Annotated in this window: 24 protein-coding genes; 13 read left to right on the top strand and 11 right to left on the bottom strand. The window is 70.2% G+C overall.

Features of this window, described 5'->3' with window-relative positions; genetic code table 11:
* Window positions 1-39: 39 nt before the first annotated feature.
* From ku to FNH24_RS23720, 4 genes are read right to left on the bottom strand one after another with little or no spacing between them, the layout of a single operon-like run.
* Window positions 40-846, bottom strand: a complete 807-nt coding sequence (ku, locus tag FNH24_RS23735; protein ID WP_152364713.1) for a non-homologous end joining protein Ku — start codon at window positions 844-846, stop codon at window positions 40-42.
* A gap of 58 nt (window positions 847-904) precedes the next feature.
* On the bottom strand, window positions 905-1,990 hold the full coding sequence (locus FNH24_RS23730; protein WP_246187039.1) for a FecCD family ABC transporter permease: 1,086 nt from the start codon (window positions 1,988-1,990) through the stop codon (window positions 905-907).
* Window positions 1,987-3,030 carry a FecCD family ABC transporter permease gene (locus FNH24_RS23725; protein ID WP_246187038.1) on the bottom strand — a complete coding sequence of 348 codons (1,044 nt, stop codon included), beginning with the start codon at window positions 3,028-3,030 and terminating at the stop codon, window positions 1,987-1,989. Before FNH24_RS23725 ends, FNH24_RS23730 begins: the two co-directional genes overlap by 4 nt.
* A 36-nt stretch (window positions 3,031-3,066) precedes the next feature.
* Window positions 3,067-4,932 carry a siderophore-interacting protein gene (locus FNH24_RS23720; protein ID WP_152364712.1) on the bottom strand — a complete coding sequence of 622 codons (1,866 nt, stop codon included), beginning with the start codon at window positions 4,930-4,932 and terminating at the stop codon, window positions 3,067-3,069.
* Between the two features lie 130 nt (window positions 4,933-5,062).
* Here FNH24_RS23720 and FNH24_RS23715 point away from each other — a divergent pair, with 130 nt between their 5' ends.
* Window positions 5,063-6,634, top strand: coding sequence for a helix-turn-helix transcriptional regulator (locus FNH24_RS23715; protein WP_217428459.1), 1,572 nt, complete (start codon window positions 5,063-5,065; stop codon window positions 6,632-6,634).
* 4 nt (window positions 6,635-6,638) lie between these two features.
* Here FNH24_RS23715 and FNH24_RS23710 read toward each other — a convergent pair whose 3' ends face one another.
* Complete coding sequence (locus tag FNH24_RS23710) at window positions 6,639-7,331, bottom strand: GntR family transcriptional regulator (protein WP_152364711.1); 693 nt, start codon at window positions 7,329-7,331, stop codon at window positions 6,639-6,641.
* A 137-nt stretch (window positions 7,332-7,468) separates the two neighbouring features.
* Here FNH24_RS23710 and FNH24_RS23705 point away from each other — a divergent pair, with 137 nt between their 5' ends.
* Genes FNH24_RS23705 through FNH24_RS23670 form a run of 8 tightly spaced genes read left to right on the top strand, consistent with a single transcriptional unit; the run spans window position 7,469 to window position 15,361 of the window.
* On the top strand, window positions 7,469-8,386 hold the full coding sequence (locus FNH24_RS23705; RefSeq protein ID WP_152364710.1) for an NAD(P)-dependent oxidoreductase: 918 nt from the start codon (window positions 7,469-7,471) through the stop codon (window positions 8,384-8,386).
* Entirely contained in the window at window positions 8,383-9,309 is a 927-nt protein-coding gene (locus tag FNH24_RS23700; RefSeq protein ID WP_152364709.1) for a carbohydrate ABC transporter permease, read from the top strand. Before FNH24_RS23705 ends, FNH24_RS23700 begins: the two co-directional genes overlap by 4 nt.
* Window positions 9,309-10,211 carry a carbohydrate ABC transporter permease gene (locus tag FNH24_RS23695; protein WP_246187037.1) on the top strand — a complete coding sequence of 301 codons (903 nt, stop codon included), beginning with the start codon at window positions 9,309-9,311 and terminating at the stop codon, window positions 10,209-10,211. Before FNH24_RS23700 ends, FNH24_RS23695 begins: the two co-directional genes overlap by 1 nt.
* 20 nt (window positions 10,212-10,231) lie before the next feature.
* On the top strand, window positions 10,232-11,563 hold the full coding sequence (locus tag FNH24_RS23690) for an ABC transporter substrate-binding protein (RefSeq protein ID WP_161606284.1): 1,332 nt from the start codon (window positions 10,232-10,234) through the stop codon (window positions 11,561-11,563).
* A 15-nt stretch (window positions 11,564-11,578) separates the two neighbouring features.
* On the top strand, window positions 11,579-12,781 hold the full coding sequence (locus FNH24_RS23685; RefSeq protein ID WP_152364707.1) for a CaiB/BaiF CoA transferase family protein: 1,203 nt from the start codon (window positions 11,579-11,581) through the stop codon (window positions 12,779-12,781).
* On the top strand, window positions 12,778-13,560 hold the full coding sequence (locus FNH24_RS23680; RefSeq protein ID WP_152364706.1) for an enoyl-CoA hydratase: 783 nt from the start codon (window positions 12,778-12,780) through the stop codon (window positions 13,558-13,560). Before FNH24_RS23685 ends, FNH24_RS23680 begins: the two co-directional genes overlap by 4 nt.
* A 2-nt stretch (window positions 13,561-13,562) precedes the next feature.
* A complete protein-coding gene (locus tag FNH24_RS23675) occupies window positions 13,563-14,555 on the top strand; it encodes an amidohydrolase family protein (protein ID WP_152364705.1) in 993 nt (330 codons plus the stop codon).
* 53 nt (window positions 14,556-14,608) lie between these two features.
* Complete coding sequence (locus tag FNH24_RS23670; protein WP_152364704.1) at window positions 14,609-15,361, top strand: RraA family protein; 753 nt, start codon at window positions 14,609-14,611, stop codon at window positions 15,359-15,361.
* 921 nt (window positions 15,362-16,282) lie between these two features.
* Here FNH24_RS23670 and FNH24_RS23665 read toward each other — a convergent pair.
* A complete protein-coding gene (locus tag FNH24_RS23665) occupies window positions 16,283-17,215 on the bottom strand; it encodes a phosphotransferase family protein (RefSeq protein ID WP_152364703.1) in 933 nt (310 codons plus the stop codon).
* Window positions 17,216-17,393: 178 nt separating this feature from the next.
* Here FNH24_RS23665 and FNH24_RS23660 point away from each other — a divergent pair, with 178 nt between their 5' ends.
* Window positions 17,394-17,798, top strand: a complete 405-nt coding sequence (locus tag FNH24_RS23660) for a hypothetical protein (protein ID WP_152364702.1) — start codon at window positions 17,394-17,396, stop codon at window positions 17,796-17,798.
* A gap of 75 nt (window positions 17,799-17,873) precedes the next feature.
* Here FNH24_RS23660 and FNH24_RS23655 read toward each other — a convergent pair whose 3' ends face one another.
* The 4 genes from FNH24_RS23655 to FNH24_RS23640 form a co-directional block, all read right to left on the bottom strand.
* A complete protein-coding gene (locus FNH24_RS23655) occupies window positions 17,874-18,911 on the bottom strand; it encodes a LacI family DNA-binding transcriptional regulator (RefSeq protein ID WP_152364701.1) in 1,038 nt (345 codons plus the stop codon).
* A gap of 148 nt (window positions 18,912-19,059) precedes the next feature.
* Entirely contained in the window at window positions 19,060-19,560 is a 501-nt protein-coding gene (locus tag FNH24_RS23650) for a CPBP family intramembrane glutamic endopeptidase (RefSeq protein ID WP_217428458.1), read from the bottom strand.
* A 92-nt stretch (window positions 19,561-19,652) separates the two neighbouring features.
* The gene (locus tag FNH24_RS23645; protein ID WP_152364699.1) at window positions 19,653-20,147 is read right to left on the bottom strand and encodes a DUF6912 family protein; all 495 of its coding nucleotides are present in this window, start codon (window positions 20,145-20,147) and stop codon (window positions 19,653-19,655) included.
* Window positions 20,144-21,613 (bottom strand): WS/DGAT/MGAT family O-acyltransferase, encoded by a 1,470-nt coding sequence (locus FNH24_RS23640; RefSeq protein ID WP_246187036.1) that lies wholly within the window; start codon window positions 21,611-21,613, stop codon window positions 20,144-20,146. Before FNH24_RS23640 ends, FNH24_RS23645 begins: the two co-directional genes overlap by 4 nt.
* A gap of 86 nt (window positions 21,614-21,699) precedes the next feature.
* Here FNH24_RS23640 and FNH24_RS23635 point away from each other — a divergent pair, with 86 nt between their 5' ends.
* Both FNH24_RS23635 and FNH24_RS23630 read left to right on the top strand, forming a co-directional pair.
* Window positions 21,700-22,878, top strand: a complete 1,179-nt coding sequence (locus tag FNH24_RS23635) for a Gfo/Idh/MocA family protein (RefSeq protein ID WP_152364698.1) — start codon at window positions 21,700-21,702, stop codon at window positions 22,876-22,878.
* 57 nt (window positions 22,879-22,935) lie between these two features.
* Window positions 22,936-23,685 carry a GntR family transcriptional regulator gene (locus tag FNH24_RS23630; protein ID WP_152364697.1) on the top strand — a complete coding sequence of 250 codons (750 nt, stop codon included), beginning with the start codon at window positions 22,936-22,938 and terminating at the stop codon, window positions 23,683-23,685.
* 38 nt (window positions 23,686-23,723) lie between these two features.
* On the opposite strand, the gene FNH24_RS23625 is transcribed toward FNH24_RS23630, so the two are convergent.
* Window positions 23,724-24,215, bottom strand: a complete 492-nt coding sequence (locus FNH24_RS23625) for a phosphoribosyltransferase (protein WP_152364696.1) — start codon at window positions 24,213-24,215, stop codon at window positions 23,724-23,726.
* Window positions 24,216-24,345: 130 nt separating this feature from the next.
* On the opposite strand from FNH24_RS23625, the gene FNH24_RS23620 reads away from it, so the two are divergent.
* Window positions 24,346-24,894 (top strand): Rv3235 family protein, encoded by a 549-nt coding sequence (locus FNH24_RS23620; protein WP_152364695.1) that lies wholly within the window; start codon window positions 24,346-24,348, stop codon window positions 24,892-24,894.

Here is a 24,894-nt window from a genome sequence, read left to right as displayed (position 1 = left end):
GCCTCGCCGCGAATCATCCTCCCGGCGCCGGCCGAGGAGTCACACCGCCTTCTTCTCCTCCGCACCCTCACGCCGCTTCTTGGCCGCCTCGACCGAGGCCCGGAGTGCGGCGACCAGGTCGACCACCTCGGCCTCCTCGGGCTGCTCGACCTCGGCCGGCAGTTCGGTGCCGTCGAGCTTGGACTGCACCAGCTGCTCGACCGCCTCGCGGTAGGAGTCGTGGAACTGCTCCGGGTCGAATTCGCTGGTCAGCGCGTCGATGAACGAGCGCGCCATGTCCACCTCGGCGTCGGACACCGTCACCTCGGCCGGCGGCGCGGCGAAGGCGCCGTCGCGCAGCTCGTCCGGCCAGAGCATGGTGTGCATCACCAGCACGCCGTCCTTGGGCCGGATCAGCGCGACCGCCTCCCGCGACCGCAGGGCGACCTTGACCACAGCGCTCTGCCCGCTCTTGATCAGGGCGTCGCGAAGCAGCACGTACGGCTTCACACCGGGGCCGTCGGCCTCGAGGAAGTACGTCTTCGCGAAGTAGGTCGGGTCGACCTCGTCCTCCGCGACGAACTGCACCACCTCGACCGACTTGGTGGTGGTCAGCGGCAACGCGTCGAAGTCGTCCTTCTCCAGGATCACCATCCGGCCGTCGGCGGTCTCGTACCCCTTGGCGATCTCGGCGAACGGGACCTCCTTGTCGCACTTCTCACAGACCCGGCGGTATTTGATCCGGCCGCCGTCTTCGGGATGCACCTGACGGAAGCTGACGTCCTTCTCCTCCGTCGCGGAGTACAGCTTGATCGGGATGGTGACCAGGCCGAAGGAGATCGCGCCCTTCCAGATTGAACGAGGCATGACGCCAAGTCTGCCCCAAACCACCGACAATCCGGGCGCTAACGGCTCTTCCGCGGGGTCACATGCGCCGCCGAGCTTCGAGGAACAGCAGCCAGCCGAGGTAGCCGCCGCCGATCATCACGGTGATCAGCCCGACCGGTAACGGGGTCGGGGCGAGGTGTTGGGCGACGAAGTCGGCCGCTACCAGCAGCAGTGCGCCGACGAAGGCGGCGGGCAGCAGGGTGATGCCGGCGGTGCGGGCGAGCCGGCGAGCGATCTGTGGTGCCGCCAGGGCGATGAACGCGATCGGGCCGGAGGCCGCGGTGACCGTCGCCGTCAGGGCCACCCCCACGACGATCAGGGCCAGGCGGGCCGCGGCGATCCGTACGCCTTGGGCGGCGGCGGTGTCGTCCCCCAGTTCCAGCTGCCGCATCGGTCGGCTCAGCATCCCCGCGAGCACCAGCAGCACCGCGATGAACGCTCCGCCGATCCTGACCTGATCCCAGGACACCCCGTTGAGCGATCCGGCGCCCCACGCGGCGGCCGACAGCGCCACCTCCAGCTTGGCCCGGAGCATCATCCAGGTGTTCAGCGATGCCAGCATCGCGGAGACGCCGATGCCGGCGATGATCAGCCGGAACCCCTGCACGCCGCGACTCCAGGCGAGCACGTACACCAGCAGCGCGGTTGCGATGCCGCCGAGCAGAGCGCCGCCCGCGACCTGGACGTAGCTGCCGTTGATCAGGATGATCACGATCAGCGCTCCGGTGTACGAGCCGGCGGAGAACCCGATCACGTCGGGCGAGGCCAGCGGGTTGCGGGTCAGCGACTGGAACATCGCCCCGCTGACCCCGAGTGCGGCACCGAAGATCACGGCCGCGGCCACCCTCGGCAGCCGCCACTCGACGACGATGTCGTGGACGAGCCCGGTCTCCCCACCGGTGAGGGCGGAGGCCACCTGGCCCAGGCTGAGCTGGTACGAGCCGGTGGCCAGCGCCACCAGCGCGAGCATGATCACCACCAGGCCGAGAGCGCCGCAGACCGCGACGCTCCGCAGCTCGATCTTCAATCCGAACCGGCGCCGCCGCAGGATGAGCGATCGCCGACCGAAGTCCACCCGGCCGGCACCCGCCGGCCGGGCCAGGCGGGACGAGCCGCCGCTCACAGCCCGCTCGCTCTCCGGCGCCGTACCAGAGCGATCAACACCGGAGCCCCGACGAACGCCGTCACGATCCCGACCGGGATCTCACCGGGTGCCAGGACGACCCGGCCCAGGACGTCGGCGGTCAGCAGCAGGCTCGGGGCCAGCAGCAGACTGTAGGCGAAGATCCAGCGCTGATCCGCACCCGCGATCCAGCGGGCGACGTGCGGGACCATCAGCCCGACGAACCCGATCGGCCCCGCGATCGCGGTCGCGCCACCACCCAGCAGGGTGATCGCCACGACAGTGAGCACCCGAGCCCGGGTCAGTCGTACGCCCTGGGCGGCAGCCAGCTCGTCGCCGAGGGCCATCGCATTGAGCGGACCCGACACCGCGAGGACCAAGATCAGGGCCACGGCGAAGAACGGCAGGATCGGCCACACCAGCTCCAGCGGTCGCCCGACCAGTGAACCGGCGTTCCATGATCGCAACTGGTCGAAGGCGTCCGGGTTGGTCAGCTGGAGGATCGATCCGGCGCCGCCGAGCACGGCACTGACGCAGACACCGGCCAGGACCATGATCACCGGGGACTGGCCCTGCCGGGTCGATCCCAGGGCGAGCACCATGATCGTCACGATCAGCGCCCCGGCGAAGGCGAACCACAGGTAGCCCTGGATGTCGCGGATTCCGAGCAGCCCCACGGCGACCGTTACCGCGAAGGACGCGCCGGCATGCACGCCGAGGACGCCCGGATCGGCCAGCGGGTTACGGGTGAGCGCCTGGATCAACGCGCCGGAGACTCCGAGTGCCACGCCCACCACCAGCCCGAGGACTGTGCGCGGCAGCCGGTAGTCGCGGATCGCGAACTGATCGATGTCGTCCGCCGGCCGGACCAGGGCCTCCCAGACCACCGAGGGCGCGATCGCGGTCGAGCCGATCATCACGCTCAGCACCAGCAGGCCCAGCAGCACCAGGAGCGCGACGACCAGGCCGATCCAGCGACGACGCCGTCCGGGCACCGTCACGGTGGCCGGACCTTCGGGCCGCAGATCGAGGGCGGTCACCCCGTCTTCCTTCCCTTCATCGTTGGCGGGTGATCGTCAGCGGGTGGCGGCCGGAACCAGTTCGTGGACGGTGGCGCCCCAGCCGACCGTGTGGGTCGCGCTGCGGAGCAGTCCGGCCCGGGCGATGACGGCGTCGAGTTCGGCGGCGGTGCGCAGGCCGGAGCCGTGGCAGGTCAGGCCGATCAGGTCGGCTTCGCCGTCGTGCTCGTCCAGGTCGTCGGTGTCGAAGGTCTCCTCGATCAACAGCACCCGGCCGTTCGGCAGCAGGTTCTCGGCGGCCCGGCGCAGCGCGTGCGCGGCATCCGCGTCGGGCAGCGCCTTGAGGGCACGGCTGATGAACACGGCGTCCGCCGCCGGGCTCGGCTCGAAGACGGACTGCTCGAGCACGCTGACCCGAGCCCGCTGCCGCTCGTCGGGGATGGTGTCGGGGAGGTCGCGGCGCAACCAGTCGGCCTGGGCGGGCAGCGCGCAGATCGTCACGTGCAGGTCGTCGTGGACCGTGACGAATTCGCGCGCCTGGGCGCCCGCGCCGCCCGAGTGGATGACCAGCCGCCGGACCCCGGCGAGCAGCTCGGACTTGGCGATCGGCTCGGCCAGCGCGGGCTGGAACTTCGCCAGGCGTTCCAGGTAGCGGTCCTCGTAGTCCTGTTCGGCCCGTACCTCTGCGTAGGTCTGACCCGTGACCGAGGCGTACGCAGGCCGGCCGGTCCGGATCGACTCGGTGAGCCCGTGGATGCCGCGCGCCTCCCGCCCCACCACGCCGGCGGGATGCAGCGAGTCGGCGACGAAATCGTTGGTCAGCACCTCGCCCACCGCCGTCAGGCCGTAGTGGCCCGGCGCGGTCTCGGTCAGCAGGTCGACGGCGTGCAGGTAGCGCAGCAACTTGCCCAGCGCCCGCTCATCGCTCTCGGTCCTCCCGGCCAGGTCGGCGACGCCGGTGACCCCGCGGGAGATCAGCTCGGGCACCCCCAGCTCGACGGCGGTACGGATCGCGATCGGCCGGATCAGCTCGGTCAGCTCGTGCAGCTGCTCGAACGGCGTCTTCGACTTCTCGGGATCGGGCACCGCCCCGTCGGTCTCCAGGACGACGACCTCGCCGCGGCGCCAGTAGCCGGTGAACTCGATGTCCTCCTTCGGCACACCCCGCTCCTCGACCAGGTGGCGGCGCAGGTCCCGGACCGCCGTCTGCTCCCCGGCGAGCCAGGCGAACGGGCGTCCCTCCCACCAGTCGCTGCTCCGGACCGCGTCCCGGAGCAGGGTGGTCGTGCCCGCCTCGGCGCCGTCGCGGACCAGCCAGGTCACCTCGACGCCCGGTAGGGCCCGAAGCTCCAGTCGATGCGAATCCTCGGCGACCTCGACGAACACCTGCGCCCGTACGCCCTCGGGCAGTTCGTCGAGCAGCCGGGCGATCGCCGGAATCGCGGTGTCGTCGCCCGCGACCAGCAGCCAGTCCGCGTCGGCCGGGAACGACCGGGACGCGCTCGGGCCGAACAGGTGGATCCGGTCGCCGACCGCTGTCCGGTAGGCCCAGGTGGTGCCGACGCCGACGCCGTGCTTGACGAAGTCCACGTCCAGTTCCCCGGCCGCGGGGTCCCAGCGGCGCACCGTGTAGACCTTCGACAGCGGCCGAGGGCTGCGCGGCAGGTCCACTCCTCGCTCCCGCTGCACCGGCAGCACCGGGGCCTCCTGACCGGGGTAGCGGAACACCAGCCGGATGTCGTCGTCGAACCCGGGCGAGGTGAACGCCGGCTGAGCGAAGCCGTTGGCGGAGGTGAAGGCGCGCAGCTGGGCGCCGCTCAGGGTGACCCGCCGCAGCCCCGGCGTGAGGTCCGCGATCCGGACGACCTCGACCTCCCGCAGGGACACTGGATGCACGGTGAGCCGGCGTGAGGTCTTCGGCATGCTGAGGACAGCCCTTTCGGATGGCTTCGAGGGTGTTGAGGCCGCGCGCCAGCATCGGCAGAAGGGCCACAGAATAGGTTAGGTAATCCTCACCTCCATTTGTGTGCGCAGACTGCCGTATGGTTAGGACGTGGTTGCGTCGCCGTTCGCCGCCGGCACGAGCGAACCGCCGCCGATTCCGGGAGCCCGTTCGGACTCGACCGGAGCCCTCGTCCGTTCGATGCTGATCTGGGTCCGCACCGGCACGGCCCACGTCCACCTCGACGATGCGGCGACCTTCCGGCTCGCCGCCGGGGAGGGTGCCTGGATCCCCGCGGACGGCTGGCGCCACCGGGCGATCATCACCGAGCCGGGCACTGTCGCCTTCCCGCTGTGGCCGCCGACCGGGGTCGGTGCCGGTGAGCTGTCGGAGCCGACCCGCTTCGAGGTTCCCGCCGGTTGGCAGGACTGGCTGATCCAGCACTTCAACCTGCAGGTCACGCCGCTGGGCGGTCGCGGCTACTCCGCTGACCCCGTCGCCGCCTTCCTCCGCCGCCCGGGCTCACGACCGCCCGCACCGGTGCGCAACGGAGCCTCGGAGCCCTCGGCGTTGCCCGCGCTGCCGACGATGCCGCGGGCCGGCGGGGCCCGAGCGGTGGCCGAGGGGTTGAGCCGCGACCCGGCCCTCGACCTCACGGTCGAGGAATGGGCGACCCGGGTGCTCGCCAGCGCGCGGACCCTCCGGCGCGGCTTCCTCGCTGACACCGGGCTCAGCTTCGAGCAGTGGCGGTTGCGCTGCCGGCTGGCCGCGGCGGTCGGGCTGTTGGCGTCGGGGCATGACGTCGACCAGGTCGCCGTCCGGGTCGGATTTGCCAGTCGCAACGGCTTCACGCGCGCGTTCAAGCACCAGTTCGGGCCGACCCCGCACGCCTACCGCCGGCAACTCGCCGCCGGCGCGGTCGTCGGTGACCGGCAGGCCGACGAGCTCGTCCGCATGGTGCGGGGCGACGGCGCCGCGCCCGACCTGCTGCCCTCGGCCCGCACGCCCGTCCACGCCAACGGCGTGCATGTGCTCAGCTGGATGTATCGCGGCAGCGGCTATCTGGATCTCGGCGATCGCCGCTACGAACGGCGACGCGGCGTCGCGACCTGGATCCCCGCGGACCTGGAGCACACCACCGGCCTCCGCGAGAACTCCATCTCGCTGCCGCTCGGGGATGCGAACACCGGCGAGCTGCAACTGACCGAGCCGCTGCAGGTCCAGTTCTCGCCCGCCTGGGACGACTACCTGATGTTCTGCGCCGTCAGCGCCCGGTCCATCCTGCAACCCGACGGCTACGATCCCGGCCACATCCTCGACCTGTTCACCGAGCAGGTAGCCGCCCAGCGAGCTCTGGCGGTGCCGATGCCGACCGGACCGAGGGCACGGGAGGCGGCCATGCACTTCCTGCGCCGGCTCGGCGCGGCCGACGGTTCCGCGCCCGTCGAGCTGCCCGCCGACGTCCACCGCGCCTTCCGCACCGAGACCGGCCTGACCTTCGCCGGCTGGCGCTACGCCGCCCGAATGCGGGTCGCCCGCGACCTGCTCGCCGGTGGCGTCAAGCCCAGCGCCGTCGCCCGGCGCGTCGGTTACGCCCACCTGCCGACCTTCAGCACCGCGTTCACCCGCTTCCACGGTCTCGCACCGCGCGACTACCAAGATCGCGAGACCGGGAGACTCTGATCCGTCAGGCCGGCGTCCGGCGACGGGGACGGGACAGCTTCTCGAACGATCCCTCGCCGTGGACGGCCAGCTCGGCCAGGGCGGCCTTGCGGTTGCCGGACTCGACCAGCTCGAACAGGGTCCGATGCCGGGCGGCGTGCTGCTCGAGATCTTCGAAGTAGGTCTCCCGGGCGATCAGGTTGCGTGCCATGCACAGCAGCACCTGCTGGTGGACGGACTCGTAGGTGGCCGACAGCCGGCGGTGATCGGCGATGCCGACCAGGGCCGAGTGGAAGGCATAGCCGGCCTGCACCAGCGCCCCGCGATCTTCCTCCCGGGCGCACCGCTCCATCTCCTCCAGCGCCGCCCGCGGCCGGTCCAGCAGCTCCGGCCGGGCCACCGGGATGCCGAGCTCGAACGCCATCCGCTCCAGCGCTCCGCGCAGGGTGAGGATCTCGAACACGTCGCGGTCGGTCAGCGTGGTCACCGTCGCGCCGCGCCGCGGCAGGGTGGTGATCAGGCCCTCGTTCTCCAGGATGCGCAGCGCCTCCCGCAGCGGCGGCCGGGAGATCGCCAGCCGTTCGGTCAGCCGCTCCTCGCGTAGCCGCTCCCCCGGCTCGAACTCGCCGGCCAAGATCAACTTCCGGATCGAGTCCGCCGCGAGCTGGACCAGGCTGGGCGGATTCAGCCGATCATCGGTCGGCCCGGTTGCCGTCATCGGTGCTCCTTCCCGCCCGCGTGGCCTGCCGCCACAGTGTGTCACAGGCCCGCTGAGATGTATTCAGACTTTTGTAGACAATAGTCCACTGTTGTCGCATACTCGGTGATCAAGTGCTCAGGGTTGAGGGGACCACGATGACGGACGATGCCGCCGCGATCGCGGTCGTCGGGCTGGGCAACCTCGGGTTGCCGATCGCCAGCCGGCTGCGCGCTCGCGGCCACGACGTCGTCGGAGTCGATGTCTCGCCGGATCGCCGCGCCGCCTTCGAAGCGGCGGGCGGCGCCGCGACGGCTCCCGAGGACTCGGCGCCACGGCCGGTCCTCAGCCTGGTGGTGCCGGACGACAAGGCGGTCGCCACGCTGACCGAGCCCGACCGGTTGGCTCGGCTGGTGCGGCCCGGTGGCCTGATCCTCGTGCACAGTACGGTCTCGCCGGCGCTCGCCACCCGGCTGGGAGCCGCCTGCCGGGCCGCCGGCTACGGCTTCGTCGACGCTCCGGTCAGCGGTGGCGCGGAGCGCGCGGCCGCCGGCTCGCTGACGATCATGGTCGGGGCGACCGATGATGATCATCGCCGGGCCCTGCCTCTGCTCGGCGAGCTGGGCTCCGATCTCGTCCACCTCGGCCCGCCCGGCGCCGGTTCGGCCGCCAAGCTGGCCAATCAACTGATGCTCTTCGCCACTCTCTCCGGCGCGTACGAGGCGCTGGAGCTGGCCCGTGGCTTCGGGCTGACCGAGGAGGCGGTGCTGCGCGCGGTCGGCACCGGCACCGCCCGATCCTGGGTCAGCGATCACTGGGGCTTCTACGACGAGTTGACCCGCGACTACGACGCCGCCGGCGTGCCGGATGATCACCGACCGTGGGCCAAGGACCCGGCCCAGGCCGTCGCCGCGGCTCGGGAGCTTGGGCTGGATGCGCCGTTCGCGTCCCTGATCGCCGAGCGTCTGTCGATCATGGTCCGCAACCACGCCGACCCATCGCACCCCGAGCCGCTTGGTTCGTCCCCCGAGCTTGTCGAAGGGCCTCTCCGATCGCACGAGCGGGGCGAAGCATGACGGCGACGATCACCGCGCAACCTCGCCGCCGGCTCCGGCCGGCGGTGACCGAGGCTCTGGCCGGCTACCTGTTCCTGCTGCCGTGGCTGATCGGGCTGATGGTGCTGACCGGCGGCCCGATCCTCTACTCGCTCTATCTCTCCTTCACCGACTACGACCTGCTGACCCCGCCGAGCTGGACCGGGGTGGACAACTTCGAGGCGATGGCGGCCGACCCGCGCTACTGGAACTCGGTCCGGGTCACCCTCACCTATGTGGTGATCTTCGTCCCGTTGCTGCAGATCTTCTCGATGTTGCTGGCGCTGCTGCTGAACCGGCGGATGCGGTTCAACAGCGGTTACCGGGCGCTGTTCTACCTGCCGTCGCTGATGGGGGCCAGCGTCGCCGTCGCCGCCGTGTGGCGGCAGGTGTTCGGTGAGAACGGGCTGGTCAACAGCGCGCTGGCGGCGATCGGGATCCGCGACGTCGGCAGTTGGGTCGGTGACCCGGGCCGGGCGCTCGGCACGGTGATCACGCTCAGCCTGTGGGCGTTCGGATCGACCATGATCATCTATCTGGCCGGGCTGCGGCAGATCCCGAGCGAGCTGCTGGAGGCGGCCGAGGTGGACGGGGCCGGCCGGGTGCGCCGGTTCTTCTCGGTCACCGTGCCGTTGATGACGCCGCTGATCTTCTTCAACCTGCTGATGGGCACGATCAACGCCTTCCAGTCCTTCACCGGCGCGTTCGTGATCAGCGGCGGCGGTGGCGGGCCGGTCGACTCCACCCTGTTCTACACGCTCTACCTGTATGAGAAGGGCTTCCGACAGTTGCAGATGGGCTACGCCTCGGCGATGGCCTGGGTGCTGCTGGCCGTGCTCGCGGTGATCACCGGGATCCTGTTCCTCACGTCCCGCCGCTGGGTGTTCTACGGTGAGGAGTCCTGATGGCCGTGCTCACCCGCCCCGCTCCCCCGGCCGGCGGCCGGATCGGCCGGCTGATGCTGCGACCGGCGCCGAAGGGCCGGCTGGTCGGCGGGGTGATCCGGCACTGCCTGATCATCTGCGCGTTGGTGATCATGCTCTATCCGCTGATCTGGATGGTCGCCGCGTCCTTCCGGCCCGGCAACGAGACCTTCGACGGGCTGGGGCTGCTGTCGGATCGCTACACGCTGCAGAACTACCTCGACGGCTGGTCGTCCGGGGCGATCAACTTCTCGGTCTACTTCTTCAATTCGACGGCGATCACCGTACTGTCCATCGCCGGCAACCTGTTCGCCTGCTCGCTGACCGCCTACGCCTTCGCCCGGCTCCGGTTCCCGCTGAAGCGGCTGCTGTTCGCGATCATGATCGGCACCATGCTGCTGCCGGCGCACGTGACCCTGGTGCCGAAGTACGTCCTGTTCAACGAGCTGGCCTGGATCAACACCTACCTGCCGTTGGTCGTGCCGAACTGGCTCGGCACGGAGGCGTTCTACATCTTCCTGATGGTGCAGTTCATCCGCACCCTGCCGCGGTCGCTGGACGAGTCGGCCCGGATCGACGGCTGCGGCCACGTCGGGATCTTCCTCCGGATCATCCTGCCGCTGGCCCTGCCGGCGATCGGCACCACGGCGATGTTCACCTTCATCGCCAGTTGGAACGAGTTGCTCGGCCCGCTGCTCTATCTGCCCGACGCGAGCATGTGGACCGTGCCGCTCGGCCTGAACTCGTTCCTGGACCAGACCGGACAGAGCCTGTACGGGACCTTGTTCGCCATGTCGACGCTCTCGCTCGCCCCGATCGTCGGCTTCTTCATCGCCTCCCAGCGCCTGCTGGTCGAAGGCATCGCGACCACCGGCTTCAAATGAGCCGAGGACAGGAGTCGATCATGAAGTCACAACTGCGCCGGGCCCTGGCCGGTGCCGTGCTGATCACGTTCACCGCGGCCGGGTGCGGCATCGGCGACAAGGTCGGCGGTGATCAGCCACCCGCCACCTCCGACGGCAAGGGCGAGATCACCGGCAATCTCACCGTCGCCTGGTGGGGCGGCGATTCCCGGAACAAGAAGACCAACACCGTGATCGAACTGTTCGAGGCCCAGCACGCCGGTGTCACCACCGAGCGCCAGTCGGCCGACTACGGCAACTACTTCGACCGGCTCAATGTCCAGGCCAGCAGCGGATCCCTGCCCTGCGCCGTGCAGATGCAGGGACGTCAGTTGAACGACTACACCAAGCGCAAGGTGTTGCTGCCGCTGGACGAGATGATCGCCGCCGGCACCATCGACACCAGCAAGATCCCGCCCGCCGTGCTCGCCGCCGGCAAGGGCACCGACGGCAAGGTCTACTTCATCCCGTACGGCGCCGCCTACGACGCGATCGCGATCAACACCACGATCGCCGAACGGGCCGGCCTGGCGGCGCTGCCCGAGAACTACACCTGGCCCCAGTTCCTCGACTACGTCCGCCGGGCCAAGGCGGCGCTCGGCGACGACACGTATGTGCTCGGCGACCTCGGCGGCACGATCAACGCGTTCAACGCGTGGACCCTCGGCCAGGGCCTGGAGCTGTTCAATGCCGAGGGCAAGATCGGCATCACCAAGGAGCAGCTGACCGAGTACTGGACGATGTGGAAGCAGTTGCGCGACGAGGGCGTGACCATCCCGCCGCAGGTCGCGGCGGAGGAGCCGGTCGGTTCGGACCAGGGTTACGTGGCGACCGGGAAGTTGATGATCAACGGCATCCCGGGCAACGCGTTGTTCAACGCGCAGCAGACCCTGACCGGCCATGACGCCGGCGAGCTGATGACGTTCCGCTACCCCGACGGATCGGCCGGCATCGGCAACGCGGTGATCCCGTCCGGGTTCGGCATCGCGGCCAACTGTGCCAACGTGCCGACGGCCGCGGCCTTCATCGACTTCTTCACCAACGACGCCGAGGCCGGCAAGTCCTTCGCCTCCGACAACGGTGCCGCCACCAACCAGCAGGTGTTGGAGGAGCAGCTGAACGATCCCGAGTTGCCGGCGCTGAAGAAGCACGAGCTCGAGCTGTATCAGCAGATCGTCGCCGACGAACCGCCCTACATCGTCTATCCGCCGGGCTACAACGCCACCTTCCAGCAGTCGTTCGAACGGAACTGGGACGAGATCGCCTTCGGCCGGCTGTCCATCCAGCAGGCCGTGGACGCATTCTTCACCGAGACCAACGCCACCCTCGGCTGATCAGGAGCTGTGATCATGGACCATCCCTCGTCGGCAGAGCCGTCCGGTGCACTCGCCGGGCTGCGGGTGCTCGACCTGACCCAGGTGATGTCCGGACCGTACTGCACGATGATCCTGGCCGATCTCGGCGCCGACGTGATCAAGGTCGAGAGCCCGGACGGCGGTGATCAGACCCGGCGCTCCTGGGGGGTCGCGGTCAAGGGCACCGACAGCCGGGCCTTCCTCGCCCTCAACCGGAACAAGCGCAGCGTCACCCTCGACCTGAAATCGGCCGAGGGCCTGCGCCGGTTCCGCCGGCTCGCGGCGACCGCGGACATCGTGATCGAAAACTTCCGTCCCGGCGTCACCAAACGGCTGCGGATCGACTATCCCGAGCTCAGTCGTGATCATCCGGAGTTGATCTACGCCAGCATCTCCGGTTTCGGCCAAACCGGTCCGTACGCCAGCAGGCCCGGCTATGACCTGATCGTCCAGGCGATGACCGGGGTGATGAGCATCACCGGCGAGCCCGGCGGCGAACCGGTCAAGAGCGGTCTGCCGGTGGCCGATCTCGGCGCCGGATTGTTCGCGGCGATCGGGGTCCTCGCCGCCGTCACCGATCGGCAGCGGACCGGCCGGGGCCAGTATCTGGAGACCTCGTTGTACGAGGCAGCGCTGGCCATGTCGGTGTGGGAGTCGACCGAGTTCTGGGCCACCGGCGAGGCGCCTGCGGCCCTCGGCTCGGCGAATCGGATGTCGGCCCCCTATCAGGCCCTGCCGACCTCGGACGGCTACGTGACCATAGGAGCCAACAACGAGAAGCTGTGGGCCGGCCTCTGCCGAGTGATCGACCGGACCGACCTGATCACCGATCCGCGGTTCGCCGACAACACCCGGCGGATGGCGCATCGGACCGCCTTGATCGAGATCCTGTCCGAACGGTTCCGCACCCGGTCCACCGACGCCTGGGTCGACGCGCTGCTGGCGGCCGGGGTCCCGGCCGGGCCGATCCGGGACTACTCCGACGTGCTCGACCATGATCAGCATGTCCGCGACCGGGGCATGATCAGCACGGTCGTCCATCCGGTCGAGGGCCCGATCCGGGTGCTCGGGACGCCGCTGAAGCTGGCCCGGACTCCCGCCGGCGTCTGGCGGCCACCGCCCCTGCTGGGCGAACACAACGACGAGATCCTCGACCAGCTCACAGCTGAGGCCGACGAGACGGAGGAGACGGGATGAGCGGCCGGGTCTGGCTGGAACGGGCCGGTGCGGTCGGCACGATCCGGCTCAGCCATCCCGGTCGGCGCAACGCCTTGACACTGACGATGTACGACGAACTGGCGGCCTGCTGTGACGAGGTCGCGACCGCGGCCGGACTCCGGGTGGTGATCATCCGCGGTGTCGACGACGCGTTCGCGGCCGGGACCGACATCGGTGAGTTCACCGACTTCACCGGGGCCGACGACGGCGTCGCGTACGAACGCCGGGTGGGCTCGGTGTTGCGACGGCTGGCCGCGATCGAGGTCCCGGTGATCGCCGCGGTGGACGGTCCCGCGGTCGGCGGGGGGCTTGCCATCGCCGCGTCCGCGGATCTGATCATCGCCAGCGACCGGTCGCGGTTCGGGGTGCCGATCGCCCGCACGCTCGGCAACTGCCTACCGGCCGCGGTGCTGGCCCGGCTGCGGGAGCGGCTCGGCGCCGGCCCGGCGCTGGCCCTGTTGATCACCGCCGAGTTGATCACCGCCGAGCGGGCACACCAGTTGGGACTGGTGCACCAGGTGCTGCCCGGCGACGAGTTCGACGCCGGGGTCGACCGGCTGACGGAGCGGGTCGCGGCGAGCGCGCCGCTGAGCCTGGCCGCGATCAAGACCCTGGACCGGCGCTTGGTCGCGGCCGTCGGCGATGCGGGACACGTCGAGGACGAGGATCTGATCCGGTCCTGCTATGGCAGCAAGGACTTCGCCGAGGGCGTCCGCGCCTTCCTGGAGCACCGGACCCCGGACTGGAAGGGCGCCTGACCATGATCATCGACGCGCACCAGCACTTCTGGCGGCTGGCCGAGGCCGAGCAGCCGTGGCGCCGGGACTCCCACCATCGCATCGCCCGCGACTACCTGCCGGACGACCTGATCACCGCCGCCGCCGGCACTCCGGTCGAGGGCACCGTCCTGGTCGAATCGGTCGACGGCCCGGCCGAGAACGACCGCCTCGCCGTCTTCGCCGAGCACCCGCTCGTCCTGGGCGTCGTCGCCTGGCTGCCCCTGTCCGACCCGGTCGCCGCCCGGCGCGAGCTGGACCGGATCACCTCCCCGGACTCGTTCCCCGGCCCGGACGACGGGCAACCCGATCGCTCCCTGAGCTTGTCGAAGCGCCGTCCTGAGCCTGTCGAAGGGGGCAGTCCAGATCACCCCGGACCGGTCGAAGATCAGGAGGGGTCCCGCCACGCGCCGATCGGCTCCGCGGTGATCACCAAGCTGGCCGGCGTGCGCTGCCTGATCGGCGCCGACCCGATCGAGTGGACCCGCGACCCGGCGGTACGAGAGCTGTTCGCCGACCTGGCCGACCGCGGCCTGGCCTGGGACGTGGTGCCGGTGACCGCCGATCAGTGCGCCGCGGTGATCGAGCTCGCCGCTGCCGTGCCGGGGCTCAAGATCGTTCTCGATCACCTGGCCCGGCCGCCGATCGAGTCCGCCGGCTGGCAACCGTGGGCCGATCAGGTGGCCCGGCTGGCCGACATCCCGTCGGTCGCGATCAAGCTGTCGATCGGCCTGGATGCCCTGTCCGCCTGGGATTCCTGGCGGGCCGACGCGCTGCCGCGGTATGTCGAGTGGGCGATCCGGCGGTTCGGACCCGAGCGGTGTCTGCTCGCCTCCAACTGGCCAGTGGTCGAGCTGCGTGCCCCGTACACCCAGGCCTGGCACAACGTCGCCGCGGCCGCCGCCGCCTGCTGCGACCCGGCCGGCCTGGCCGAGATCAGCGGCGGCACCGCCCGCCGCTGGTACGGCCTCCCGTGATCAACACGCTCGCATCCGAGGAAAACTCATCCCCCGAAGGAGATCCGCTGATCATGACCACCACCATCGAACCGACCAAGGCCGACCCGAATCAGCTCGGCAGCCTGTACAAATATCTGCGCGTGGTCGACGTCGTCGACGCGATGGACGGCATCGGCTACTTCAACATCGGCCTGGTCTCGCCCGAGCTGCGCCCGATCTGGTCCGGGATGCGCTTCTTCGGCGAGGCGGCCACCATCCGCGCCGTACCGTCCAACAAACCGATGTGGAAACTCGACACCACCGAAGACATCGTGGCGGCACACGGCCGCTGGTTCGCCAAGTATCCGCAGGCGAAACTGCCCACCGACCTGACGCCCGGTCACGTGATCGTGATGGACTCCGGCGGCGGCCCCGAGACCGGCTACTGGGGTTCGGAAAACTCCCTCGGCGCCATCCTCGGCGGCGCGGTCGGCATCGTCACCGACGGCTACTGCCGCGACACCGCCGAGCTCGCCACCCAGCGCACCCCCATCGTCTCCCGGCTCCGCGGCCGGACGATCATCCCCGGCCGGATCGAGGCGATCGAGACCCAGACCACCATCGCCTGCGGCGGCGCCCAGGTGAACCCGGGCGACATCGTCGGCGCCGACGACGACGGCGTGGTCGTGGTGCCGCAGGAGGTCGCCCACGAGGTCGCCACCCACGCCCGCGCGATCCTGCTCAGCGACATGCGGGCCCGCGGCAGCAAGTACGAACGCCTCGGCCTCCCCCGCGATCCGAGCATCGACGCCGACGCCGTCGAGTCCTACTACGCCGACCTCTGACCCCGGGACTCATCCCCAAACCCATCGCCGTGCGTCGAGAGTGACCTTCTCCACCCGAAATCTGCGAACCCGGGTGGAAAAGGTCACACTCGATGTCTGCCGGACCGGAAGCCGGTTGCCGCTACACGACCAACGCGCGCCGGGTTGGGGTCCCGGATCCACCGCCAGGCTCAAGGGAGGATCGAGATCTCCCGCCGGCGTGCGCCGAGTGGACTGTTCGGCCAGCTTCCAGACGCAGATCCGCGGCCAAAGCGTCCACTCGAAGAGTGCAATCGAAACCCAACGCATAACCGGTCCTCGGCCGCGATCCCCGGCCGACCGCTCCATCCCGCCCGTCCTTAGCGCGTCTTGTCCGGCCGTCCGGCCGAAACCCCAGTCGAAGACACTCCCGGCCTGCCCTTCGACAGGCTCAGGGAACGAAACCAACGACCGCCTTCCCCAACCCTGGACACGGCCACCGGCTCCAAGATCATCGGTGGATTCGGGCTGAACCTGCGGGCCGGTCGTTCCCTGGGCCTGCCGAAGGGCCGGCCCGATGATCTTCTTCGCTCCCTGAGCCTGTCGAAGGGCCGGCCAGACGGTGCCCTCCTCGGGGTCGGCCTGACGGTGGACCGATGTCGCAGATCTGACAATGGTTCGCGAAATCGGGCCGAAATAGGGCAATCCGGCCAACGGTTGTCAGATCTGCGACATGAGGGCACCGACACCCCGGCCGACCGCCCCCGGGAGAGGCGCACGGACCTGGCTGGGCCTACGACACGGAACGGAACCAGCGACAACCTTGCCGCCGAGCTGGGGAGGCGACACCACAGCTCCAAGCTCATCGGCGGATCCGGGCTGACCCTGTCGAAGCTCATGGAACGAACACCCTCACGTCCCGCTGCCCAGCCCGATCGACCCCACCCCAACGCCCTTCGACGGTCACGCCGATCGGGCGAGGGCGAGGGTTTGGGTGGCGTTGCGGGCGAGGTCGTCCGGGCGGTCCATGAAGGCGGTGTAGGAGATGTGGTCGAGGCCGATCTGGAGCTGGTAGCAGAGCAGCCGCGCCCCGGCGTCGGCTCCATGATCAGTCAGTTGATCCTCGATGATGCGCCGGATGTCGATCTTGGACCAATCGGGATACCACGGCCACCAGTAGAGCAGCCAGGCCAGATCGAACAGGCCGTCACCGTACAGGGAATTGCCCCAGTCAAAGATCGCCGTGAGCCGGCCGTCGGCGACCAGGACGTTGCGGTTGAGCAGGTCCTGGTGGATCAGCTCGCGGCGATCGGGGCAGCGGGGCGCGAGCTGTCGCAGCACCTCGGCTCCCTCGTCGAAGGCGGCCGCCGCCGTCGGTGTCTGCTCCAGCTTGGCCCGCCAGCCGGAGGTACGGCGACCGGGCACGTCCTCCAGGCCGGCCAGCAGCGCCTCCGACCAGTGGTCGAACGGCGCGTTGTGATCACGGGCGTCCCAGCCGCCGAAGCCGGTGCTCCCGCTCAGGTCGATCGCGCGGGTGGCCGCGAGCGCGTCCAGCACCGCCGGCAGCACGGTGCGGAGGGCGTCGGTGTCGAGCTCGTCCAGGTAGGTCCCCCGGGCCCGCCGGGAGATCGCGAAGTAGCCGTCGTCGAAGTCGGTCTCGCCGACCTCGAGGACCTCGGGGATCGGCAGCCGCTCCGACGCGTACGCGGCCATCCGGTGATCTTTCTCGAAGTCCTCGACGTAACCGCCGAACCGGGCCACCAGGCCTTGGCCGTCCAGCGTGAAGGCGTATGCCCGCGACCACTGGCCCGCACCGAGCGGCACCGGCCGACCGGCCCGGGACCCGTAGCGACGGCGGAGGAACGCCTCGGCCTGATCCGGCGACAGCTGTGACACGGTGCGAAAGTCTAGAAGCTGTCGCTATATCGCTCGAGCTCGACCTCTAGCCCGACTTGAAACGATTAATCACCCAGCACCAAGTGATTTCGCGACACCTGGTTCATCAACAACACCGCCCGCGGGGTCCATAGTGGGCAGCGGGACGGCCGCAGTGCCGCTCGAAGGAACGCAGGGGGTGACTGCAGTGACGATTCGGATCCCTGCCGGGATCGCGGTGTGCACGATCATGCTCACGTCCTGCACCGGTGCCGGCACCCCGGCAGAGACACCGACCAACCCGTCACCGGGACCACGACTTCTGGTGGCCACCGAGAAACACGACGGGGCACTCCAGGCGGCGGTGTCCGGCGTCTTCGCGGTGGATGCTGCCGGCTGTGTAACCGTGGCTGGAATGACCCTGATCGCCCCACTCGGCTCCCGGCTGGAGCCTGACGGAAGGATCCACCTCGAAGGGATCGGCGACTACGCCCTGGGCGACGAGTTGCCGATAACGGCGAGCAGCTACGGGAGCGCCGCCGAGGCCAAACCGGAACATCAGGGATGCACCGGACACGACCTGGTCGCCGTCTATGCCACCTGAACTACGACGGACTCGGGCTCGAAATCGGGGATACAGACTGTCGCTGGCAGCCGGAAGCGTCCCCGGACGAGGTGATCACCGGGATCGAGCTGAGCTCTCCCTGATCTCCAGGGTGTAGCCGGCCACGATCTGCCGAGGACTGCCGGCGCCCTCCCGGATCCGGTCCTGCAACAGGTCCAGGGCGGCGGCGGCGATCCCCGCCTTGTCCGGCGCGACCGTGGACAGCGACGGGGTGCTGTAACGGCCGTCGTCGATGTCGTCGAACCCGATCACCGCGACGTCCTCCGGCACCCGCAGACCGTGATCACGCAGCACCCGCATCGCGCCGAGGGCGACCAGATCGTTGTAGCAGAAGATCGCGTCCGGGGCCGTCCCGCTGGCCAGCAACTCCTGCATCGCCTTGGCCCCGTCGGCCCGGTGGAAGGAGTCGGTGGTGATCACCAGTGACGAGTCGTACGGGATCCCGGCCGCCCGGAGCGCCTTGCGGTAGCCGTTGGTGCGCTGGGGTGCCGTGCCCTCCCGGCCGCGCTGATGTCCGAGGGCCGCGATCCGGCGCCGGCCCTGATCGATCAGGTGCCGAGTGGCCGCGGCCGCGGCGGCGACGTTGTCGATGCCGACATGATCAACTCCGGTGCCGGTGATCAACTCGCCCAGCAGCACCAGCGGCGTCGCGTCCCGCAGGGCCTCGAACTCCGCCCGCGGCGTGTTCAACGGACTGAACAGGATCCCGTCCACCATCCCCGGGTTCATCCCGCCGACCACGAACCGCTCCGCCTCGGGATCGCCCTCGGTCTGGTCGATCAACACCGTGTAGCCGCGTTTGCGGGCCGCCTGAACGACGTGTCGGACCAGCTCGGCGAAGTAGGGCACGTCGATCTCCGGCACCGCCAGCGCGATCAGGCCACCGCGGCGCAGCCGGAGGTTCCGGGCGCTGAGGTTGGGCCGGTAGCCGAGCTTGGCGATCGCCCAGCGGACCCGTTCCTGGGTCGCCGTGCTCACCGGCCGGTTGCCGGACAGCACGTTCGACACCGTGGTCGGCGAGACCTGGGCGAGCGCGGCCACCTCCCGCACACCGACGGCGCCGACCGTCGCACCCGGACGTTGCTTGGCCATGGCGACATCTTGACAGACGATCCAGCGCTCGTCCGACAGGTGCCTGCGTAACGTTGTACGGATGTCTCGCCACCGGCGGGAACTACGCCCCCAGCATGGGCTGATCGGTACGATCTCGATCAGTTACAACGTCAAAGCCAGCTGGAGGTCAGGCCGGTCCCGTTGCCCCGGTGATCAACACGAACAGCGGCAGGCCCAGGTTGTTGACCGCGTGCACGACGACGGCGGGCCAGATCGATCCGCTGCGCCGCATGATCTCGGCGGCGATGATGCCGACCACCAGGGCCGTCGGCAGGGCGAGATTGGTGCCGTGGCACAGGGCGAAGATCACCGCGCTGGCCAGCACGCCGATCACCGGCCCGTAACGCAGCAGGGCGTTGGCGATCACGCCGCGGAAGAGGAACTCCTCGCCGATCGGGGTGAGGACGGACAGAAGCACAAACGTCAGGACCAGGCCGACGACGCCGGACCACGCGGTCAGGATCAGTCCGAACGGCACCGGCTCCAGCTTCAGCCCCAGTGGCCCGAAGAACGGCACCACCGCCGTGGCGAGCAGAAACGCCACCAGGCCGACCACGATCTCGGGCCAGCCCGGCCGGGTCGGGGCGGCGCCGGTTGCGGCCGGTGGCTGACGATCGGTGCGGGACATCGGCATGACGACAGTCCAGACCATGCCCCGGGGGCACAGTCAAGCGACGGATCGGCGACACTGCCGCCCGACGAGCGGCCACCCGGTGCGGGTCAGGCCGACGGCTGATCCAGGCGGTCCAGCTCGGTCGGGTCGTACCAGAGCAGGTCGTGATCATGGAGCAGCGCGTCGACCTCGGATCGGGCCAGCGCGTCGGCGACGGGCTCGCCGGGCGAAACGGCCGCGGCGGCCTTCCGCACCGCCGCCGCCGCTTCGGGCTCGTCGTAGTAGAGCGCCAGGACGTCCTGCCAGCGCAGCCCGGTGACCTCGACCGCGCCCTGTGGATCGGTCAGGTCCTTGATCGAATCGGGCTCGGCGGCGATGATCAGCCGCCGCTCCGGCGGCTCGGCTCCAGCGGCCGGGTCGAGCAGGGCCTGGACGCCGGCGTGGCAGAGCGCGGTGTAGCCGGCGTCCTCGGCCTCCTTGGCCGAGAAGCCGGCGGCCTCGAGCAGCGATGGGGTGACCGCGTAACCGCGCCGGGCCGGCAGATCGCCGCCGGCGCGCAGCCCGGCCGCCTCGGCCGGGGTGGCCGGCAGATAGACGATCATGAGCCGCCCCGTTGCCGGGACTCGGTCAGTTCGGTCAACTCGGCCAGGGCGTCGAGCAGGGACTGGGCCAGCACGTCGAGATCGCTGATCGCGTCCCGGTCGGCGGTCAGCCCGAAGAACACCTCACCGTCATAGGAGGTGACGCCGATCGCCAGCAGATGCCCGGCGGTCAACGGCAGCACCGGATAGCTGGCCACCAGCCGCTCCCCCGCCGCATACATGGTCCGCTGCGGCCCCGGCACGTTGGTGATCAACAGGTCGTGCCGGGCCCGGATCACCTCCCCGGCCACCCGCACGCCGAGGGCGTGGATGGTGGTCGGCGCGAAGCCGGCGATGTCGGTCAGCGACCGCGCCGCGACCGCCCGGCCGGTGTCCTTGTGTGCCTGGGTGCCGTAGGCGACCTGGTGCAGCCGGATCAGCGCGTTCGGCTCCCCCACCGGCAGGTTCTGTACGTGCGGCGCGACCTGGCTGCCGAGCGACGTCGGCTCGCCGTCGTCCTCGGTGACGCTCATCGGCACCACGGCGCGGACCGCGGTCTGCGGGCTGACCGGTTCGCCACGGGCCAGCAGCCAGCCGCGCAACCCGCCGGTGATCATGGCCAGGATGACGTCGTTGACGGTGTGATCATGTTCGGCCCGGACCTGCCGCAGCTCGGCCAGCGGCACCGAGATGCCGGCGTAGCGGCGCTGCTCGGACAGCACCCCGGTGAGCGGCGAGGTGCTCGGCGGCCGGGTGCCGCGGAGCGCGTCGCCGGCCAGCTCGCCCAGCGCACCGGCGATCCCGCCGACCGCCTCGCCGATCGCGATCGCGGTGCCCAACGCGCCGGTCAGTGCGCCGCGAACGTTCTCCACCGCCAGTTCCGGGTTGCGCACCCCCTCCCAGACCGAGGAGATCAACAACTCGGCGTCGGACGGTTCCGGCACCGGATGCCAGCCGGCGCTGGCGAAGCCGTCCGGCGGCGGATCCTGCTCGTCCTCCAGCAGCACCTGACCAAGATCAACACCGTCCACGCCGTCGATCAGCAGCAGGTGCGACTTGCTGACCAGGGCGAACCGGTCGTCGGCCAGCCCCTCGACCAGATAGACCTCCCACAGCGGCCGCGACCGGTCCAACCGGCGAGCCAGCACCCGGCCGACGAACTCCCGCAGCTGCTCCATCGTCCCTGGCCGCGGCAACGCCGACCGGCGGACGTGGAAGGTCAGGTCGAAGTGCTCGTCGTCCACCCACACCGGCCCGGCCAGCTGCGCCGGCAGGAACCGCAACCGTTGCCGGTAGCGCGGCACGTAGGCCAGCCGCTCCCGGATCAGCCCGATCAGCCGCTCGTAGTCCAGCCCGTCCCCGCCGGTGGAGAAGATGTCAACGGTGCCGACGTGTCCCGGCGCCCGGGTGGTGTCGAGGGCGAGGACCGACAGTTCCTCAGGTTTCAGCCGCTGCGGCATCGAGCCTCCGATCAGTGGGGTGCGCACGCCTTCGTTCACCGTACTACCGCTCACCCGCCGCCGGATGGTGACCGGATGGAGGTGGCGGATCGTCGTGCCCGAGACTGAGGGTCATGACCGCGACTTCACCGACCTCGACCTCCGACCGCCCGCTCCGGGCCGCGATCATCGGCTTCGGCTGGATGGGTCAGGTGCACGCGCGGGCGTACCGCCGGCTCGGGCACCACTATCCCGAGCTGGTCCCGCCCGAGCTGGTCGCGGTGGCCGAGGTGGCCGGGGGCGACCGGCTGCGCACACTCTGCGCCGGCTACGGGGTCGAGGAAGTGGTCGACGACTGGGCCGACCTGCTCGGCCGGGATGATCTTGACCTGGTCAGCGTGACCACGCCGAACTTCCTGCACGCCGAGATCGGCACCGCGGTCGCCGCGGCCGGGCACCACCTGTGGTTGGAGAAGCCGGCCGGTCGTGATCTTGCCGAGACGACGGCGATCTCATCGGCGGTCACCACCGCCGGGGTGCGATCCGCCGTCGGTTTCAACTATCGCAACGCCCCGGCGGTGGAGCTGGCCCGGCAGTTGATCACCGACGGCCGGCTGGGCCGGGTCACCATGGTGTCGATCCGGATGCTGGCCGACTACGCGGCCCATCCCGACGGCGCGTTCTCCTGGCGGTTCGACCGATCACTGGCCGGCAGCGGCGTGCTCGGCGATCTGGTCTGCCACGGTGTTGATCTTGGGCGGTACGTGGTCGGCGAGATCGAGTCGGTGATCGCCGACGACGCGATCTTCATCGCCGAGCGGCCCGAGGCCGGGGCCGCGACGTCGCACTTCGCCCGCGGCAGCGGCCCGGTGCGGTCGGTGCAGAACGAGGACTACCTGGCCGCACTGCTCCGCTTCGCCGGCGGCGCCCGCGGCGTCCTCGAGTCCTGCCGGTCCGCGGTCGGTGATCAGTGCCGGTACGGGATCGAGGTGCGCGGCACCGAGGGCGCGCTGGCCTGGGACTTCCGCCGGATGGGCGAGCTCCAGCTCTGTGTCGACGGCGACTACGCCGACGCCGCCTATCGCACGGTGCTGGTCGGGGCCGGCGCGGGCGACTCGGCCGCGTTCCAGCCGGCGGCCGGGATCGCGCTGGGGTACGACGATCTCAAGGTGATCGAACTGCACCGGCTGATCACCGCGATCCACTCCGGCGCCGAGACCGGTGCGACCATGATCGACGCGGTGGCCGCGGCCCGGATCGGGGCGGCGTTGCAGCGTTCGATCGCCGAACGCCGCTGGGTGGATCTGGACTGACGACCGAGTTCGGCCAACACCGACCGGCCGGCGCTCGCGCCGATTACGATAGCCGGCATGACCGTATCGGCCGGCGGTCGTCGCCTCGACATCACGCTGGACCGGTCTGCATCCGTGCCTCTCTATCTGCAGCTGTCCCGGGCGATCGAGCAGGCGATCGCGACCGGCGAACTCGTCGCCGGCGACCGGCTGGAGAACGAACTGTCGCTGACCAGCCGGCTCGGCGTCTCCCGACCGACCGCCCGGCAGGCGATCCAGGAGCTTGTCAGCAAGGGGCTGCTGGTCCGCAAGCGCGGCGTCGGCACCCAGGTCGTCCAGCCCCAGTTCAGCCGGGACGAGCGATTGTCCAGCCTGCACGACGATCTGCTCGCGGCCGGCAAGGTGCCCCGCACCCGGCTGCTCGGCTCCCGGATCGGCCCGCTACCGGCCGAGCTGGCCGACCAGGTGTCGCTGCCGGCCGATGATCAGTATCTGCAGTTGCGGCGGCTCCGGCTGGCCGACGACGTGCCGCTCGCCGTCCTGACGAACTACCTGCCCGCCCGCTTCGCCCTCGACCCGGCCGAGCTGGAGCGTCGGGGGCTGTACGACTGCCTGCGCCAGCACGGGATCACCCTCAAGCTGGCCCACCAGCGGGTCGGCGCCCGGCTGGCCACCGACGCCGAGGCCGCCCTGCTCGGCGAGACCCCGCCGCTGGCCTGCCTCACCGCCGACCGGTTCGCCTACGACGACTTCGGCCGCCTGGTCGAGTTCGGCCGGCACATCTACCACGCCGCGCACTACAGCATCCGCTCCTCCCTCGCCGTATGAAGCCGACTTGTCAGAACTGAGTTGTGTCCTGACACAACTCAGTTCTGACAAGTCGGCTTGACGACCGGCGGATCGGCGGACCAGGGGAATTCGATCCAGCGGTCGGTCTTGGACCAGGCATAGTCCGGGTCGATGATCGACAACGGCTTGCGGTAGAGCACCGCGGTCCGCGCCTCCGCGACGTGCCCGCGGCAGAACTCGTGCACCAACTCCAGCGTCATCCCGGTGTCCGCGACATCGTCGACGATCAACACCCGGGCGTCGTCCAGGTCGGCGGCGTTGAGGAAGGGCGGCAGCATCACCGGCACGTCGAGCCGCTCGTTCACGCCGGTGTAGAACTCGACGCTGATCGTGAACAGGTTCTTGCAGTCCAGCGCGTACGCCAGCCCGCCGGCCGGGATCAGCCCGCCGCGGGAGATGCCGAGCACGATGTCGGGCACGAACCCGCTCGCCGCGACGGCCCCGGCCAGGGAGCGGCTCGCCTCGCCGAACGTCGCCCACGTCATCTCTTCACGTTCCACGTTCCCCATGCGCGAGACCCTAGCGCCGTAAGTCAGTCATGCGGCACCCCAGTTATCCGGATAGGTCAGAAGAGCCAGTTATCCACAGATTCGGGGTGCGCGGCTGGACGACGGGCCCGGACGGCCGCAGAGTGGCGGCATGGCAGGCCTGCGTGTGCTCCCGGTGATCGACTCCCGGCCGCCGTCCGTGTCGTGGTTCGCGGGGCTCGCCCCGCCGCTGGGCGCGCCGGCGGCGCAGCCGAGCCTGCTCGAGCTGTCCGGGTTGCCGGACCGGCCGAGCCCCGACGCGCCGGCCACGACGACGGCGGCGCCGGCCTGGCAGGCTCGACCGGATCCGCGGTTGCCCGACGCGGGCCCGTGGGCCGCGTCGCTCGGCCTGGCGGCGGTCGAGGTGGTCCGGGGCCGGCGTCCGATCGGGCAGCTGTCCCGCTGGGTCACCGAAGATCAACTCGAGCGGCTGGCGAAGCTGGCGGCCCGGCCACCACGGACGATCAAGGCGACCGCGCGGGCCCGGCCGGTGCTCCAGGCCCGGGTGCAGTCCGCGCGGGTGCAGCATCCGGGGGCCGAGGTCGCGGAGGCCGCGGTCCATGTCCGGATCGGCCCGCTGTCGGTGCCGGTCGCGCTCCGGCTGGATGCCGTCTACGACCGCTGGTTGGTCACCGCCCTGGAGTTCGGTCCGCGCGGCTGA

It is taken from the genome of Microlunatus speluncae (genome assembly GCF_009299835.1).
Lineage (GTDB): Bacteria > Actinomycetota > Actinomycetes > Propionibacteriales > Propionibacteriaceae > Microlunatus > Microlunatus speluncae.
This window is presented reverse-complemented; position numbering and strand designations above follow the sequence as displayed.